At 49.8% G+C, this 17,538-nt stretch carries 11 protein-coding genes; 3 read left to right on the top strand and 8 right to left on the bottom strand.

What is annotated here, in order from left to right; translation table 11 throughout:
- Nucleotides 1-10 precede the first annotated feature (10 nt).
- From E5342_RS13390 to E5342_RS13380, 3 genes are all read right to left on the bottom strand, one after another.
- Nucleotides 11-3,433: an InlB B-repeat-containing protein gene (locus E5342_RS13390; RefSeq protein ID WP_121772277.1), complete on the bottom strand. Its 3,423-nt coding sequence runs from the start codon at nt 3,431-3,433 to the stop codon at nt 11-13.
- Between the two features lie 3 nt (nt 3,434-3,436).
- The gene (locus tag E5342_RS13385) at nt 3,437-7,900 is read right to left on the bottom strand and encodes a T9SS type A sorting domain-containing protein (RefSeq protein WP_135959554.1); all 4,464 of its coding nucleotides are present in this window, start codon (nt 7,898-7,900) and stop codon (nt 3,437-3,439) included.
- A 173-nt stretch (nt 7,901-8,073) separates the two neighbouring features.
- A complete protein-coding gene (locus tag E5342_RS13380) occupies nt 8,074-8,535 on the bottom strand; it encodes an HU family DNA-binding protein (RefSeq protein ID WP_121772276.1) in 462 nt (153 codons plus the stop codon).
- A 662-nt stretch (nt 8,536-9,197) separates the two neighbouring features.
- On the opposite strand from E5342_RS13380, the gene E5342_RS13375 reads away from it, so the two are divergent.
- From E5342_RS13375 to E5342_RS13365, 3 genes are all read left to right on the top strand, one after another.
- Nucleotides 9,198-10,043, top strand: a complete 846-nt coding sequence (locus E5342_RS13375) for an urea transporter (RefSeq protein ID WP_121772273.1) — start codon at nt 9,198-9,200, stop codon at nt 10,041-10,043.
- A gap of 97 nt (nt 10,044-10,140) precedes the next feature.
- Entirely contained in the window at nt 10,141-10,377 is a 237-nt protein-coding gene (locus E5342_RS13370) for a hypothetical protein (protein ID WP_121772272.1), read from the top strand.
- A complete protein-coding gene (locus E5342_RS13365; protein ID WP_121772271.1) occupies nt 10,344-10,685 on the top strand; it encodes a type II toxin-antitoxin system RelE/ParE family toxin in 342 nt (113 codons plus the stop codon). The genes E5342_RS13370 and E5342_RS13365 overlap by 34 nt, the downstream gene beginning before the upstream one ends.
- Before the next feature lie 99 nt (nt 10,686-10,784).
- Here E5342_RS13365 and ilvC read toward each other — a convergent pair whose 3' ends face one another.
- The 5 genes from ilvC to ilvD are packed head-to-tail and all read right to left on the bottom strand — an operon-like array spanning nt 10,785 to nt 16,754.
- Nucleotides 10,785-11,828: a ketol-acid reductoisomerase gene (gene ilvC / locus E5342_RS13360; RefSeq protein WP_121735896.1), complete on the bottom strand. Its 1,044-nt coding sequence runs from the start codon at nt 11,826-11,828 to the stop codon at nt 10,785-10,787.
- Nucleotides 11,829-11,877: 49 nt separating this feature from the next.
- Entirely contained in the window at nt 11,878-12,603 is a 726-nt protein-coding gene (locus E5342_RS13355) for an acyl-[acyl-carrier-protein] thioesterase (RefSeq protein ID WP_121735897.1), read from the bottom strand.
- A gap of 6 nt (nt 12,604-12,609) precedes the next feature.
- On the bottom strand, nt 12,610-13,164 hold the full coding sequence (gene ilvN, locus E5342_RS13350) for an acetolactate synthase small subunit (protein WP_005854462.1): 555 nt from the start codon (nt 13,162-13,164) through the stop codon (nt 12,610-12,612).
- A 15-nt stretch (nt 13,165-13,179) separates the two neighbouring features.
- A complete protein-coding gene (ilvB, locus tag E5342_RS13345; RefSeq protein WP_121735898.1) occupies nt 13,180-14,883 on the bottom strand; it encodes a biosynthetic-type acetolactate synthase large subunit in 1,704 nt (567 codons plus the stop codon).
- 35 nt (nt 14,884-14,918) lie between these two features.
- Nucleotides 14,919-16,754, bottom strand: a complete 1,836-nt coding sequence (ilvD, locus tag E5342_RS13340; RefSeq protein WP_121735899.1) for a dihydroxy-acid dehydratase — start codon at nt 16,752-16,754, stop codon at nt 14,919-14,921.
- Between the last annotated feature and the right edge of the window lie 784 nt (nt 16,755-17,538).

The following is a 17,538-nucleotide window of genomic DNA, read 5'->3' as shown; positions in this document are numbered from 1 at the left end:
ATCGAGGATATCAATGAACTACGATCTTCTTCACGAACACCTCGCTGGCGGCCTCGCAACGAACAAAGTAGACTCCCGCATGGCTTACGGGTATCATCACCTCGCCCGCTACCGTTTCCTTATAAACGATAATACCGGCCACATCAATCACCGTCAGCGTAACCGACTTAGGCATATTCGCTAAAATAGAAAGATTCGCGGCATACAAAACAGCGTCTTCCTCAATGGATTCTACGCCAGTCGGCGTGTCCGGCCCTTCTGGATTCTCCGGATCAACCGGATCAACCGGAGTCACCGGATTCTCGGGATCCGTAGAGGAGGAAACAGAGGAAACAACCGTTACTTTCACCTGAGAACTCTGCGGCTTATAGTTCGGATCAGTCGGCGTGAAGATCACTTCTTTGTCGCCCCCGGCCGTCATCACGACTTCCGGATCATTCCAAGCGAACGTTCCGGCAACGATACCGGCGTGGCCACCTTGTAAGACAGACTCTGCCAACGCATGCCCGGACAAGATAGCGGATGCGGTAGGCCATACCACCTTTGCGTCAGCCTGCTCAATTGTGTATTCAAAGGTCTTCTCATACGCTTGATAGACATCATCCTCTAGACGGTATACACGGACGTAATACGTACCGGCATTTTTCAAGATAGCCGGTTGTGTACATGCTCGATCGAAGAAGAAGGTGATCTGGCACTGCTCGTTACCCTCACCCGTTACAGATACAGTCTGCGCCACACCATTGTAAGCGGAGATGTTTCTCGCCAAGGCGAAAGAGGCCTCGGGCTTGCCGACAAATTCGGGCGTGAGACCTGTCGCATCGGCAGTCACCTTGTATTCTCTCGGGTTCTCCATATTACCATCAGCCCACTTAGAGAATTTATACCCCGCAGCAGGCACGGCCTCCAATAGTACCGTTACCCCTTCGGGAACAGACACCACGCCATTCTCTGCCACATACGGCATACCGCCGTTGGTGATGCGTACATAGCCGTTTGGCTCTCCACCCGAACGCAAGACAGATGCACCAAAGTTCAATGGCTTCGCCGGTTTCGTTGAATGGTAATAAACCGTACCTTCGTAGTTCTTCTTAGCAGAAGTACTCTTAGGAGAAATCACATATTTTGTCACATCGGCATCAGGATAGGACGGGTCAATCTCTACTTCCACCTCATCCCTGCCTGGACGTGTCTTCAAGCCCTCGGCACCGTCAAGTACCTGTGTCACCGCAATTTTAGACTTCTTGATGACCAAGCCATCCTCATAGGTCTCGTTGAACTCTTTGTACAGGCCATCCTCATCACGATGCAACAAGACGGTATAATGATCCGCATCGATCGCCTTCTTGGTCACATTCTCTTCCGAGTCCTTATATAATACCTCGAACGAGAAGCCCGCATAGGTTTGGGAAGCGAAAGGCACGAAATTACGAGACACACCATTGTAGTAATATTCTTGGTAAGGCCACATGATATATTCCTTCTTGATCGCCACCCGATGATCGAATACGGCCGTTACTGTCAAATCGCCGGTCACAGTCAAGACCTCATTCTGGGCAACTTCCTTACCATTCGCCAAGATCGTAAGCAAGCGTGCTCCGTCTTGTCCCTCGACATCTAGGATACGTACCTCCGTGCCATACGGCTGCTCGCCTACCTTATCCAAGGTGATCTTGCCGGCGGCAGTCGTCTCACCCGGGTTGCTGCTCACGGCAGAAGCGGCCACCTTATACTTTTTCTCCGTGAAAGAGGCGGTTGCCGTGATATCACCATTCACGGTATACAGATCGTCCGTACCACCCGATACGTTCGACAAGGCCACGTTACCCTCCAACTGATACCCGGCGTCCGGAAGCGCGATCACCCGTACCTTCGAGTTTTTCCGCACGGTAGAGCCGGAAGCGATCGGCGATCCGTCTTCCTTATATAATAAGATAGAGCCGTGAGCCGTCTGCCGGATGTTGACAAGTGCCATCTCCACGGGTTTCGCCTCGAACGCAGCCCGGATCTCCAAGGCTTTCGTTAGCGTAACCTTATCCCCCTTGAGCGAGTCGCCATTTATAGTCAATTCCTTCAACTGAGCGTTCATGTCGGGAGTCGCGAGGATCTGCAAGACCGTCCCCTGCTGTAGGGAAACGCCGTTGGTCACCTCATTCCCTTCTGCCGTAACCGACAGGCTACCATTTCCTTCCACAGCGATTGACAACGTGTGCATAATCGGTGAGAAGTTGGCGGTGTAAGTCTTGTCTGTATCTACCATGACAGCGATAGAATCACCAGTGGTCAACGTCTCGCTCGAGCCTGTCACCGACCAACCGTCAAACTGATAGTTAGGCAGCGGGATCGCTTTCAAAGAGACAGTCTGTCCTTCTACATATTTATTATCCTCCGTCTTACCCAACACATTCACCACACCACCGGTAGACGCCACGGCGGTAATCGTATAAGTCTTGGTTACCGCTACCGGCACGGAAACCGATGCCGTAGCATAATAAGAGGAATTATCAGGATAAAAAGTAACAGAATATGCTTTTTCACCAGCCGGAACCACGATACTTCCATCCGTCCAAGCGAACTTACCGACTACGGTATAACCTTCATCCGTAACGCTACCGCCAGACAGCAAGGAAGCGGAAAGTAATTGTCCTTCCTTGATCGAGGTGGCCTCAGGCGCAATGATTCCACTCGTCGCAATCGCCTTCTTGCTGGTCAAACTCATGACATAGACCTTCTCGAAAGCGTTATAATCCTCATCACCCGCATAGGAGAGTTTTACATACAGAATGCCCTCTTTCGTGCGATCAGCGTCAGTAGCCGCTTCCGTACAAGCATCGTCCGTGTAGTAAGCGACCGTCAATTCCTTGCCTTCCGGTACGGTCGTATAGCTTAGCTCGGCGGGGTTTCCGTTCAGATCCGCCATCACCTTTTCCAAGCCCGATACGTTCACCACCAAATCTGCCTTCTCTTTATACGATTTCAAGGTAGCGGTCATATCCGGTACCGTTTGTCCCTCGGACTTCTTATTGGACAAGAGACCGTTCTTAGCCGTGAAAGTACCCATTTTAAAAGAAGCGGCCAATTCCACGGGAAGGTAAAGCAGGCCTCCCTCCGGGGTTTTCATTTCCGTGTTCTTCGGGCTATAGACTACGCAACGGTAGCTGCCATTCTCCTGTTTCCACGTAAGCGCATGGTCGATCGCGACATCGCCCAAAATAGGCGCACCATCCGGCAAGACCCCTTCCGGCAAGGTGAAATCCACTTGGAAAGAAGAGAAACCAAAGGAATTACCATACACGCCCAAGACAAGCGTGTCCTTGCTACCCGCGGCGTTCAAGTCCGTCTTCTTCAACATCCACTGGGCGGCGGTAGCCGTTCCCGCTGATAACAGCAGGAAGAGGGCTACGAATAATTGTTTTATATGATTTACGTTCATAACTTACTTAATGATTAAGATGTTAGTATTACTTGCCTTCACGCCTCGACCGGCTTTCGCTGTCAAGCGATAGTAGTAGACACCGGCCGGAAGCGTAAGCGCGGCGGTATGCCGGTTCTCGCCTACCTCGCCGGGCAGACCGTTCAATACTGCGGCCAAAGCTCCGTTGGCAGAGAATACATGGATCGTCACTGCGTCGGCCGGCTCAGCCAGTTGATAGCGGAAAGTCGTGCTGCCGCGGAACGGGTTCGGGTAGTTGGACACGGCATCCAAGCGCTCGATCGCCTCTATCGGGGCGTTGGAAGTCACGATCGCATCTCCCGCAGACTTCAAGCTATTCGCCTTCGCGTCGGAGAAGGACGCGCCCACCAAGGTAACGCCCGCCGGCATACGTAAGATACGGGTCTTGCCCGAAGGAATCGTCCGTCCGTCCAAGCTATAGCCGATCACACGCAACGTGTCGCCATTCCGGTGAGAGGCTTGCAAGAACTTGGCGGCCTCACCCACGAGCGGAAGTTCCTCGGTAGTGCCTACCAGTTCCAAGTAGATACCGGCTACCGGCACCTGGCTGGAGATGGTCAGGAAGTTGTCCGTATCCAGTTCCACCAACACGGGAGCCTCGGTCTCGGCACGTAGCATGCCGGCCTTGGTAACAGGCTGGTCGCGGATGATGTTGACGATACCGACCACATCGGCGATCTCTACATTATTATCATAGTTCACGTCCGCCTCGGCCCATCCGAAGTTTGTTATCATATTAGCCGAGTCTCTCAAGATGTAGCTTACGGTAGCCGTCACGTCTTGCACGTTCACCTGCTTGTCGAGGTTCGCATCACCGTCGCAAGTATAAACCCAAGCACGATACTGAACCGTCCAGCCGGGGAACAATGGGTTGGTTACATTACCGGCGATTTGATAATTCGGGGTCAAGTCCTCCGTAATCGTATAGCGGCTGTCGGTATGGTCGATCGTGTCATTGCCAAATACCCAAGTGAAGCGAGAGGCAGATGTTCCTACCATCTTTTGTGAGGAAAGATCGATTGTCTCCCCATAAGCCACGAAACCTCCCGGGCGAACCTCGCCTACCGGCAACCTGACAACACCGAAGGCGGCTTCCATTTGTCGCGGGTTCTCCACGTTGGTGAACTCCAAGCCCGAACCATCGGCATTGAAAGACATCAAGGCCGGGAAGTTCGCTAAGTCGATCCGGGTAGTGGACATAGGCAAGCCATATGCGGTTAATTGAGCGGCAAGGTCCGGAGTGCCGTTCTCTACCCCGTCAAGCATCGTCCAATTCAAGAACAGTTCCTTTAAGTTCTTGTTGTTAGACAAGTCGAGAGCCGTCAAGCCCGTATTGGATACGTCCAAATACTCCAACGACGGATATTCGGATACGATCAAGGATTTCAAGGAATAGTTACCACCCAGCATCAAGGAACGCAATACCGTATTGTTCTTCGGCAAGAACAATTTTTCCACTCGATTGCCAGCCAACGACAGGACTTCCAATTTATCCAACGCCAAGAGATCTACCTCCTTTGCAAAGCTGTTGCCCATCTGATATAAATATAATTCCGTCAATCGGCGCGGGTTCTCCTTGTTCCAAACAGCTTGCGCATTTGATGAGTTCTCATTCGTCTGCCATGCGCCGCTGTTCCACCACTCGGTCAACGCCTTGTTGTTGGAAGCGTCCACGATACGGGCCAAGGTAACCACGTCGCTCTCAGCGAATACTTGCGGTACGGAGGTCTCGACGTGGATGTATGAGGTCTCGACCTGCCAGCCATTTCTGTAATTAATCTCCGTGATCTCACAGAACTTCGTGTTCATCATCTTGCAATAATAATTGCCATATCCTTCCTCCTTGCTATCCAGCACGAATACGCCCGGACGACCCGGTACCGGCTTCAAAGCCTCTTTCTCTTCTATACCGTACTTGCCGTTCACCCAAAGGAATACGGTCTCCACGCCATCGATCACGGCCTCGGATGAAAGGTCGATCGTATCGCCGTTCATGAATAAATCAGGATCATGCGGATGAGAGGGAGAGGTAAGCTGATAACGACTCAATCCATTATACCGAACATTCTGCCGGTAATTCTTCAAGGTGGAATACCTCAAGCCGGAACGGTTATCATAACCAACCTCCAACCTTGTCAAATTCGGATATTGAGCCATATCCAAGCTCTCCACATTACTTGGCACGCCTAATGTAAGTAAATGCCTCGCCTCCTCAGAGGAAGGAAGGGCATACTCCGTACTTTGTAAATACAAATGACGGATGTTAGCGGGTAAGTTCTTCAAAAGATCGGAGAACTGGTCTGTATGCGGCAAGGCTAAGTATTCCAATCGTGTAGCGTTATCAAAGCCTTGCAACTTCAAGTTCGGACAATATTCGATCTCCAACCGGTTCAATTGCTTGAAAGAAGAGATATCCAGCAAGGCAAGCGGCGAGTGCTCCAAATAGAGCTCCGTCAACTTTGTACAACCACTCAAATTGACCGTACTCAGCTTCGAATTCTGATAGCTACCCTCGCCAATAGAGTTTGTACCAAAGCGGAAATATTGCAGATCAGGACAATTAGAAAGATCCAAAGAAGCCAGATTCTTGCTGTATACGTGCAAATGCTCCAGTTTCGTATTCTTCGAGAGATCCAGCTTCTCGATATTCATGAAACGCTCGCACTCGAAATACTTCAATTCAGTAAAGGCGCTTAAGTCGAGGGAAGAGATCGTATCTTTCGAGTTCCAATCCAATTGGATACGTAGATGCGTCAATCGGCCAAGCTCCTCCGCACTCCAGTCCGTACAAACCGCATCCCCATACTTATTCCAATTCTCATGTTCCCAGCCCTTGCTGTCCACGAACTCTTGCAACTGGGTGACGTTCGGATTGTCGGCGGCCAGTTTCTTCAAGGCGGCGATGTCAACCGGAGAGTAATCATCCGATCTGCGGGCTACCTTGATCTCGGGCGTACGCATATACCAATCGTAATACGTAGTGTTACGGATCTCGCAGAGGTAATATTCGCCCGGCGTTCCCTTAAAGATAAAAGCACCTTCCTTGCCGGATACGGCTTCCATCGTGGCTTCCGTCCTGCTATAAGGCTCCCGAACCACACGATACCATTGATACGTAGACTTCACGCCATTCACCTCAGCGTAAGCGGAAAGGTCGATCTCCGTACCGGAGGTGACGTATGAATTATAATCGTCTACCGGAGTACCGGCCATAATTTTCGTAAAACCTTGCACGTTAAAATTATCAGGCAATGGATCTGGGAATTTCACAGTAGACCATGTGAGGGAATCGTTGCCATCCAAATACAAATACCTCAATTTCGTCAGCGCAGATACATCCAAAGACTTCAATCGAGTACCATTCAAAGAGACGCTTTCCAGCCCGGTCAAAGCCGACAAGTCCAAGGAAGAAACAGTATGTGTCCTATAATCCTTAATAAAGAAACTACTCACTTGAGCAGGAAGTTTCGTATTCCAACGGACTCCCACATTATAACCATCACCCTGCATCCGATCCTTCAGATACTCCTTGTTAGCGATGAAGTTCCGCAAGTCATTACTCAAAGGATTGGCCTCGGCGATCGCTTTCAAGGCGGCGATATCCTCAGCAGAGTACTCAATAGGGATGATAAACGAGGCTTGATCTGCAAAAGTCACATTGTTTCCATCCTTATCACATATATGTATTTCATAATTTCCACCACACACATCCGTCGCATGGGCTGTCAACGTATATTGCGAAGCGGAGAAAGAAGGAACACTCAAATAATACCTATTGCCAGACTCTTTCCGTAAGTTTTCCCCAGAAAGGCTCAAATTTTCGTACGACCCTATCAAATAGATCATAATCTGCACAGGTTGCCCTTGCAGGAATCCAGCCTTCGATACATTAATCGTAAAGGGAATATCAGTATTTAATTCGCCGGATATACGATCCGGTCTGCTAATCTCCGGCCTATCGCTAGAATTCATATACCGTACCGTATGCAAGGTAGTAGCCAAAGGAGCGGTCGCCATATCCATCGATGCGTACACGCTCACGGTATACTCCACATCGCACACCTTTGAACTAGTCAGCCTCAAGTTAATATTAGCGGACACCACATCATCCGGTATCCAACATCCACCGTCCACCAAATCAAGCATAGATTCCGCATCATTCGCCCAAATAGCAAACCTTACCCCATTAGGATTCGCCTTGTCCGCCAACTGCACCCGGACTGCCATGCCTTCCGTGAAGCCGGACACAAAAAAATGAGAGTAGTCGGTCGTTTCATTTGAATCATAAATAAATCCATAGGAAACAGGATCAGGAGTATTTCCAAACCGTACCTCCCCATCCGTCTGCCCCCACGCCAAGCCCTGCCCCGGCAAGGCGGCGTACAAGCACAAGATCATCGCCACCAGCGACAACCTCAAACTGAATCTTCGTAAAGATGTCTTCATAAACATAAAGATTTAAATAAATGTATTCTATCACGCTTAGAACGCAGGGATAGGTCGTCCGGCACGTTCGTACCGAACGACATTCCCGCACATAATCAGGTTACGATATTCTCGTCAAGCACATCCACCTAGAGGTGTACTCCGGCGGGAACACGCCGCACAAACGCCCGGGATCAGACCTCGTCCGGGCTCTCCGAATCTCCACTGCCCTGCTCCGGATCGGTGGTCTTCGCATTGGCCGGCAACTCCATCCAGAAGATGTTGTCGCTGATCAAGGAGCGTACCATGTTCCGTCCGCTACCACTCCTACGAGCCTCGGGGATGAAGCGCACGCGCACGCCGGTAATCTGGGAGGCGTTCACGTCCTTCTCCTCCTTCACGCCCTGCTTGGAGGCGTTGGCGGTGTAGTAGAACGTACCCAACCCATCGATCTTCACCGTACGACCTTGCGCCATGTAGTCTGCCAGTACCCCCGCCATGTCTTTCAACACGGCGTAGGTGTCGGCACGGCTCACGGTGGAGATCTGCGACAGGCGGTCGGCGATCTCGTCCGTAGTGACTGGTTTGCCAGCCGTTACAGACATGGGATACCAAAGCCCGTTGACCTTTTGCTGATACTTCTTATAAAATGCCATAATGTCATTTTTACAGTTTACGGCAGCTCATGGGGAGAGACAAAAATGAGGGCCGCCACCCGACATGGTCGGAGTCGTCACCAGACACTGCCTAGTGACGACTCCGACCACGTTCGGTGACGACCCTTCCAAAACCATCTTTCCCGGACGGGAATCGCCCTTCCGGAAGACTGCCAAAATATCTTATACCGGGATTCCCTCGCCATTCCCGGCTTAGCGTGTCGTATTGTGTCCGGATGACCTTTCCGGGGTATGGATTGCCATAAACACAACGATCCCGCACGCAGAGGAAATCCTCCGCACACGGGATCGCATATTCCGTATATCTAAAATTTAAATTTGCTTGCTTGCTTGCTTGCTTGCTTGCTTGCTTGCTTGCTTGCTAAACAATTATGCCAGTTCACCAAATATTTATCGGTAAAAAAGGTTAACGCCGTATATCTGCAAACTTGTGTCATTCGTATCTCTTATAACAAGAGCCAAAGTTAGATATTTAATCCTAACAAACAAAAATATAAGCGGTTATTTGCAAAAAAACGCAAAAGAAACAGGTTGACGATCATGCCGCAAAACATATCGTAACCGGAATCTTGGCACAGTTGCCCGAATTACGCTCGTGATTGTGCTATTTTCGTTATTTTCGCAGTCAAAACTAAAATGGTATGTATAAGGGATTACTCGTTGTAGGCCGGGGAATCGGTCAAGTGATGTTTCAAGGCAATGCTCTTTCCGGACTATTAATGCTGATAGGTATTGCCTGTAGTTCATGGACTTTAGCGTTATTGGCGTTAGCCGGCAATATCGCAAGTACGCTGGCGGCCTATTTCCTCGGATATTCTCGCGAAGATATACGCGAAGGCCTATATGGTTTCAACGGAACACTGGTAGGTATAGCGATCGGAGTATTCATGAGAATAAATATCTGGTCGATATCTCTGCTTCTTATGGGATCCGCCTTATCAAGCGGGATCGCCCGGCAATTCAATCGCCAGAATAAACTACCGGGATATACAGCCCCATTCATACTTTCGGTATGGATTTTATTAATCCTATGTCGATATCTATTCCCTTCGTTGATGCTCCCACCTGTAGCGACTCCTCCCGAACATGTCCCAAATTTACTTTATGCTTTCAGCGCTAACATCGGACAAGTGATGTTTCAAGGCAATATGTTAACAGGGCTATTCCTTCTTTTCGCCATCTTATTAAACTCACGCTTAAACGCAGCCTACACAATATGGGGCGCATTGCTGCCATTGGGAATGATATTACTACCAGCGACAAGCATTGCTGATTTTAACATGGGGTTGCTCGGCTACAACGGTGTATTATGCGCTATCGCAGCAGGCAACCATCTTTCTATCCGTAGCCTGATACGGGCAACCTTGGCGATCTTACTATCTATCGGATTACAGATTGGCGGCATGCGTCTGGGGATCACGACCCTTACCGCCCCTTTCGTACTCTCCGTATGGATAACAAACCTTATAATAAAGGATAAGGAATAATTCCAGCGTCATCCGCAAACCATTATCCCTTATTAACTATTAATTACCAACTATATTCCGTACATTTGCCCCACACGAATTAATAAGGATTACGACTATGACGAAATTAAGTAACATCCCCGTAAAAGAAACAGCGGCCAAGGCCGCAAGGACACGCAAGGCCAAAACCGCCCCGACCGCCCCCCAATGGGATCCCACCCGCCCCATCCAATTCACCCAAGAGGAGATATGGGAACATATCCATGAGATTGAGAAGGGGCCGTTCCTAACCCTGGATGAAGGTTTTAAACGTTTTGAGGCATGGAAGCAAGACCTACTCAAAAGCAGGTTATAACCAGTAGCTCATTTTGGGAGAGTTATGATAATGTATATGTTCAAGGCCTTGACTTATTTGGATTCTACCAAGCGGAATTATACGCTAACAAGATAAAAGCCATCTTATACGAGTTAGACCGAACGTATCCTTATTATCCCGAATGCCGGCACCTAACTACGAAAAGCCGTATGTACCGGAACATCATCTTGGATTCACACCTTATCATCTACCGCATCACCGAGGAACGCATCGAGGTGCTGGACATCGTCCATTCCGCATCCAGTATGCGGAAGATCAAGAAGACAAGGAATATCCACATCGAATGACATAAAGCAAGGCGAGCCACCCACAAGTGACCCGCCTCTATCAATCAACAATTAAATACTATCCTAATTTTCAATTCTCAATTCTCCATTTTCAATTATTCAGTTGTTCTCCGGACGAAGCTTGCGTACAGTAACAGCTGTCTGCCACATCTCGCTCTCGCGCAATGCCTTCAATTCAGCCTCCAATTTCTCACGATAATCCGGCTTAGAGTTTGAGTCGATAGAGATCTGAGCCTCGTTACCGCATTTTACGTTCGCATACAATTTCTCGACAACCGGCTTGATAGCGTCGTGGAACGGACCCATCCAGTCCAAAGCGCCACGCTGGGCAGTCGTAGAGCAGTTCGCATACATCCAGTCCATACCGTTCTTAGCGAATAAAGGCATCAAGGATTGAGTCAACTCCTCGACCGTCTCGTTGAAAGCCTCGGAAGGAGTATGTCCATTCTCGCGCAATACCTCATACTGAGCCAACAACAAACCTTGGATAGCGCCCATCAAGGAACCGCGCTCACCGGTCAAGTCGGAAGTAGCCTCACGGATGAAAGTCGTCTCAAACAAATAACCGGAACCGATACCGATACCCAACGCCAACGTACGATCCATCGCCTTGCCGGTAGCGTCTTGATAGATAGCGAAAGAAGAGTTCAAGCCTCGGCCTTCCAAGAACATAGAACGCAAAGACGTACCGGAACCCTTCGGAGCGACCATGATCACGTCAATATCCGCAGGAGGAACAACACCTGTACGATCGTTCCAAGTGATCGCGAAACCGTGAGAGAAATACAAGGCCTTACCAGCTGTCAGATAAGGCTTCATCGTAGGCCATACAGACATAACGGCAGCATCAGACAACAAGCACATGATGATCGTGGCCTTGTCGCAAGCCTCCTCGATACCGAACAGAGTCTCACCCGGAACCCATCCGTCCTCAACCGCTTTCTCGTAAGTATTACCTTGGCGTTGGCCAACGATTACGTTGAAACCATTGTCACGAAGGTTCAATGACTGTCCCGGTCCCTGTACGCCATAACCGATAACAGCGATTGTCTCATCTTTCAATATCTCTCTTGCCTTTTCCAACGGAAATTCCTCGCGGGTCATTACATTCTCTACAACACCGCCAAAATTCATTTGTGCCATTTTCTTTTTAACTATTAATGTTTAAAAACCTATTTATGTATCTCTTTCATTATCTCCAAGTAACCGCCGCACGACAGATCGCCTTTCCCTCATGGCAAATAGCCATGTCCTGCTTATCGGGACCGGGCTCTACCTTATGAAGCGTAAGCGGCATGCCTTGTTTACCCTCGGATTGGTAGGCGATCTCCAAACGGCCGATCTCATGGGTCTTGAACCGGTTGATATCGAACAAATCCAGCAGATGCTCGATATACTTCACGCTATTGAAGTGACCGTTGATATCCAAGTCGCTGTATTTGATCGAATACGGGATTCCCTCCGCCTTATTCTCCGCCGGCATGATCTTACCCGGCTTCTCGATCGGGCACGGACGCTCGTCGATATATTTGCTCAATGCCTCTATATCCAATAAGGTAGGCCGGCGGGTCTCCACATCGATAGCCGCCCAGATAGAACGAGCGAATCCAAAGGTTTTCCCATTCTCATCCGCCAGTTCAAAACAACGGCTGGTGAAGAGGCGTCCGACCTCATCGATCCAAGTATATAAATTAATCTTATCGAAGGCTGTAGGGTATTCCTTCATCTCGATAGCCAGACGGGACAACACCCAAGCGGTATGGCGCTCCGACATATCATTGAAACCGAACCCACGCTCTCCGGCATGGCTGGAAGCGGCGTGAATCAGGTAGTTACCAATCATGGGGAGCGTTACACGTCCCCGGAAATCCATTAAATAAGGTTCCGCCACGAAATGAAATAATCCTACTTTCTCCATATCTTATTATTGTTGCTTTTCCTGTAACTTTCGCTCCATATCGGCCAGCATATCGCTCAAGCGCTCCACCTTGCTCTTCGTGATAGCCACACGTCCGGAACGGATGAATTGCAGGACACCGATCGTCTCGCTCAACTCATTGAACAAGGCTTGTGTCTCGTCATAGTGGCCACTCTTCTCCAATACCACGCAGGTCTCGTTCATCTCCAAGATACGGGCGTTGTATTTACGGATCAAGCCCTCCACGGTTCCCATCTTGATGAAAAGCTCGGTACTTAGCTTATAAAGGGCGATCTCTTGATAAACCAGATCCTCATCCGTATTATAATAAGCCTTCAAGATATCCACACGTTTATCGATCTGTTTCACCACCTTATCGATCATATCCTCATCGGCGAAGGTCGTGATCGTAAACTTATGGATACCCTTGATAGCGGACGGAGAGACGGACAGAGTCTCGATGTTCAACTGCCGGCGTGTAAAGATAATCGTTATCTGGTTCAAAAGACCTACGATATTCTCTGAAAAGATAATAACGGTATATAATTTCTTTGTTGTCATAGCTTCATCTCCTCCTTATTTCTCGTCTCCCATAATCATGTTTGTCACGCTTCCCCCGGCAGGAACCATCGGATATACCATCCCGCAAGTCTCCACGTTAGCGACCAACACGTAAGCACCGTCGTGGTTTAGCATCTCGGCGATAGCGTCATCCAATTCCTCCCGCTTTTCAACGGCACGGCTGGCGATTCCATAGGCCTTGGCGATCGCCACGAAATCAGGATTCTCCATGATGGTGTTCGAGTAACGCTCGTGGAAGAACAATTCCTGCCACTGACGTACCATCCCTAAGAAGTTATTATTAAGAATGATAATCTTCACGTTCAGTTTCTCCTGCATGATGGTGCCCAATTCCTGAATTGTCATCTGCATCCCCCCATCACCGGTAAAGAAGCAGACCGTACGGTCCGGGGCTCCGAGCTTAGCGCCCATAGCGGCCGGCAGACCAAATCCCATCGTACCTAAACCACCGGAAGTCACTACGCTGCGGGTTTGTTTATATTTGAAATAGCGGACGCCCATCATCTGGTTCTGCCCAACGTCGGTTACCAGTACAGCGTCGTTGCCGGTCGCCTCGGAAACCTTACGGACCACCTCGCCCATTTTCAGTTGGCCCTCGGTCGGATACAATTCCTTCTCGATTACCTTATCGTATTCCTCTTTTGCGTCCCGGTCGAACTCGGCGTTCCATTCCGGGCGTTTACGTTCTTCCAACAACGCCGTGATCATCGGTATCGTGTGCTTGGCATTACCCAGCACCTTTACGTCTACGGCAACGTTCTTGCCGATTTCCGAGTTGTCGATATCCAGGTGTATAATCTTGGCTTGCTTAGCGTATGTCTTTAAATCGCCAGTCACACGGTCGTCGAAACGCATACCGATAGCGATCAATACATCACATTCATTCGTTTTCCGGTTCGGCCCTACGTTTCCATGCATACCGAGCATTCCCTTGTTCAAAGGGAAATCGGTTGGCAATGCGGATAAGCCCAATACCGTAGATCCGGCAGGTATATCATTCTTTTGGAGAAACGCTTTCAATTCCTCTTCCGCACCGCCTAGCACAACTCCCTGCCCGACCAGACAGAAGGGTTTCTCGGCCCCATTGATCAAATCGGCGGCGGCCTTGATGCGATCCTTTTTGATATCCGGCTCCGGTTGATAGCTACGTACGTAATCTACCTTCTTATATTCATAGTCCACCAGCCCGACTTGAGCGTCCTTTGCCAAATCCAGCACAACCGGACCCGGACGGCCTGTAGAAGCGATATAGAAAGCACGAGAAACAGCCCACGCGATCTCCTCCGGCTTGCGGATTTGATAAGCCCATTTCGTGATCGGTTGCGTGATGCCAATCACGTCGACTTCCTGAAAAGCGTCGGTTCCCAACAACGGCGAGGGTACTTGACCGGCGATCACGACCATTGGCGTACTATCCATCAGCGCGTCAGCGATACCCGTGATGGTATTCGTAGCGCCCGGGCCGGAAGTAACCAGTGTCACTCCTACCTTGCCGGATACACGGGCATATCCTTGAGCCGCATGGGTAGCGCCTTGCTCGTGGCGCACCAATACATGCCTCAACTGGTCTTTATAATCATATAAACTGTCGTAAATAGGTATCGCTTGTCCTCCGGGATAACCGAAGATAGTATCCACTCCTTCCGCAATCAACGCTTTCAGCAAAGCTTCCGAGCCGGTTATCTTTTGTTTCTCCATAAGAAATAACGTGTTTAATGTATATATTATTGGCTTTAATCCTCAACAATCCTTACACCTCCCTTATCGGCGGAGCTAACCATCTTCCCATACGCCCTCAACGCTTTCGATACCTCACGCTGACGCGTCGGCGGCGTAAAGGCTTTCTTTCCACGCGCCTCTTCCGCCTTACGGCGCTCGGCCAACTCCTCGTCGCTCAGCCGCACGTTGATGGAACGTTCCGGGATATTGATCTCGATGACATCCCCGTCTCTCACCAATCCGATCGCGCCACCGGAAGCGGCCTCGGGAGAGATATGCCCGATAGAAAGACCGGACGTACCGCCGCTGAAACGACCATCCGTGATCAAAGCGCACTCCTTACCCAAGTGACGGCTCTTTATATAAGAGGTAGGATATAACATCTCTTGCATTCCCGGCCCCCCTTTCGGACCCTCATACGTGATGACGACCACATCGCCTGAAACGACCTTGCCTCCTAAAATGCCCTCGCAAGCGGCATCCTGTGAATCGAAGACTTTCGCCGGGCCGGAGAATTCCCAAATACTCTCATCCACGCCGGCGGTTTTTACGACACATCCGTCCAAGGCGATATTCCCTTTCAAAACAGCCAAGCCGCCATCCTTGGAATAAGCGTGCTCCACGTCGCGGATACAACCTTCGGCACGATCCGTATCTAATTCTTTATAATAAGATTCTTGGGAACCCATCCGGATACTGAACCGATGAGCGGGAGCGCTCTTGTATTTACGGATCGCCTCCTCCGTTACGTTCGGGGAAGTGACGGCGTATTTATCAACAGCCTCGGCCAAGGTCAGGCCGTCCGCACGTCTCGTGCTGCCATCCACAAGCCCGGCTTTCATCAACTCGTTCATGATACCGAGGATTCCACCGGCACGGTTTACGTCTTGCACATGATAAGTGTGCGTATTCGGGGCTACCTTACACAGGCAAGGGGTCTTGCGGGATAACATATCGATATCCTCCATATGGAAATCGGCGCCGGCCTCTTGTGCCACGGCCAATAAGTGAAGCACCGTATTGGTAGACCCCCCCATGGCGATATCCAGCGACATGGCGTTCAAGAAAGCCTGGCGGGTAGCGATGTTGCGAGGTAACACGGAATCATCCCCGTCACGATAGTACTTGTAAGCGTTTTCAACGATTTGCTTAGCCGCGTCGCGGAAAAGCTGGATACGGTTCTTATGGGTAGCCACGATCGTCCCGTTACCCGGAAGCGCCAGACCGATCGCCTCGTTCAAGCAGTTCATAGAGTTAGCGGTAAACATGCCGGAACAACAACCGCAACCCGGACACGCATGGCGTTCCACCTGCTCGATACGCTCGTCGCTTACCGATGTATCGGCGGACTCAATCATCGCGTCGATCAAATCCAGGTGGCGGCCATCCAGCTCACCAGCCTCCATCGGGCCTCCGGACACGAACACCGTCGGGATATTCAATCGCATGGAAGCCATCAGCATGCCCGGCGTGATCTTATCGCAATTGCTGACGCAAACCATAGCGTCCGCCTTATGGGCATTTACCATATATTCCACGCTGTCCGCGATAATGTCGCGTGAAGGAAGCGAGTAAAGCATCCCGTCGTGCCCCATAGCGATACCGTCGTCGATAGCGATCGTATTAAATTCAGCGGCGAAACAACCTTGTTTCTCGATCTCGGCCTTGACCAGTTGCCCGATCTCATGCAAATGCGTATGACCCGGCACGAACTGGGTAAATGAATTTACGATAGCGATAACAGGCTTGCCGAACTGTTCCTCTTTCATCCCGTTGGCACGCCATAGCGCACGGGCTCCGGCCATCCTACGACCTTCAGTGCTAAATGAGCTTCTTAACGGATTCTTCATCTCTTTCCTGTTTTTTATTCGCGGGGTGCTTTACCCACACCTCCACCTTAATTTATTTATACCAAAAAAGCCTTTCCCTATATGGAGAAAGGCTTAAGAAATATCTTCACGACTTCACGACTTCTTGCACACCTTTCTCCTTACCTACTAATGACTAGAAGGACCACCACGAGAATAATATGCAATACGTTGTTCATCATCTTTTCCTGTTGTCTTTATTTGTTTGACACCGCGAATGTAGAACAATAATCGATACGCGCAAGGGGTTTAAAAGGAAATTCTTCTTTTTTCTTTCAATTCTCAACAAAACAAGACAACAAGGTTGCATTTTAACAAGCCCGACACGGTAACTCCACAAATTTATCACCTCTACCACCGATTCGCCCAAACGCCCCGTCCCCATGATCCCGGCCGAGTCGCAGATCACATCCTATTAACAACACGCTTTCCTCCCGTGCCAAATCGCTTTCAACAAGCAGGGCCGCCGTGTTAAAGATCCAGGTCCGTTCCAGATCCGTTCTATCTTCGATCCTAAAGAACGAGGGCAGAACGAAGGCAGAACGAGGGCAGAACGAGGACAGAGCGGACTCGCGGCGGGAATGGTGAACAATCCGGGCCTCCCGTTTTTTATGCGGTGCCTACCCGATATTTATTTGATAAAGGCATTAAATTCAATTACTAAATGCTATCTTTGGCATCAAAAACAATTAGACGGATCGTTTATTAAAGATATGAACTATAATATAAAAACAGAATACGGTTAACGATAATTAGCATACTCATG

Origin of the sequence: Parabacteroides distasonis (genome assembly GCF_004793765.1) — a bacterium.
GTDB lineage: Bacteria > Bacteroidota > Bacteroidia > Bacteroidales > Tannerellaceae > Parabacteroides > Parabacteroides distasonis_A.
This window is presented reverse-complemented; position numbering and strand designations above follow the sequence as displayed.

Excerpts from the sequence above, each read along its gene's own strand:
- E5342_RS13390 (WP_121772277.1), bottom strand. The coding sequence starts at position 3,433 with ATGAACGTAAATCATATAAAACAATTATTCGTAGCCCTCTTCCTGCTG.
- E5342_RS13385 (WP_135959554.1), bottom strand. The coding sequence starts at position 7,900 with ATGAAGACATCTTTACGAAGATTCAGTTTGAGGTTGTCGCTGGTGGCG.
- E5342_RS13380 (WP_121772276.1), bottom strand. The coding sequence starts at position 8,535 with ATGGCATTTTATAAGAAGTATCAGCAAAAGGTCAACGGGCTTTGGTAT.
- E5342_RS13375 (WP_121772273.1), top strand. The coding sequence starts at position 9,198 with ATGTATAAGGGATTACTCGTTGTAGGCCGGGGAATCGGTCAAGTGATG.
- E5342_RS13370 (WP_121772272.1), top strand. The coding sequence starts at position 10,141 with ATGACGAAATTAAGTAACATCCCCGTAAAAGAAACAGCGGCCAAGGCC.
- E5342_RS13365 (WP_121772271.1), top strand. The coding sequence starts at position 10,344 with ATGGAAGCAAGACCTACTCAAAAGCAGGTTATAACCAGTAGCTCATTT.
- ilvC (WP_121735896.1), bottom strand. The coding sequence starts at position 11,828 with ATGGCACAAATGAATTTTGGCGGTGTTGTAGAGAATGTAATGACCCGC.
- E5342_RS13355 (WP_121735897.1), bottom strand. The coding sequence starts at position 12,603 with ATGGAGAAAGTAGGATTATTTCATTTCGTGGCGGAACCTTATTTAATG.
- ilvN (WP_005854462.1), bottom strand. The coding sequence starts at position 13,164 with ATGACAACAAAGAAATTATATACCGTTATTATCTTTTCAGAGAATATC.
- ilvB (WP_121735898.1), bottom strand. The coding sequence starts at position 14,883 with ATGGAGAAACAAAAGATAACCGGCTCGGAAGCTTTGCTGAAAGCGTTG.
- ilvD (WP_121735899.1), bottom strand. The coding sequence starts at position 16,754 with ATGAAGAATCCGTTAAGAAGCTCATTTAGCACTGAAGGTCGTAGGATG.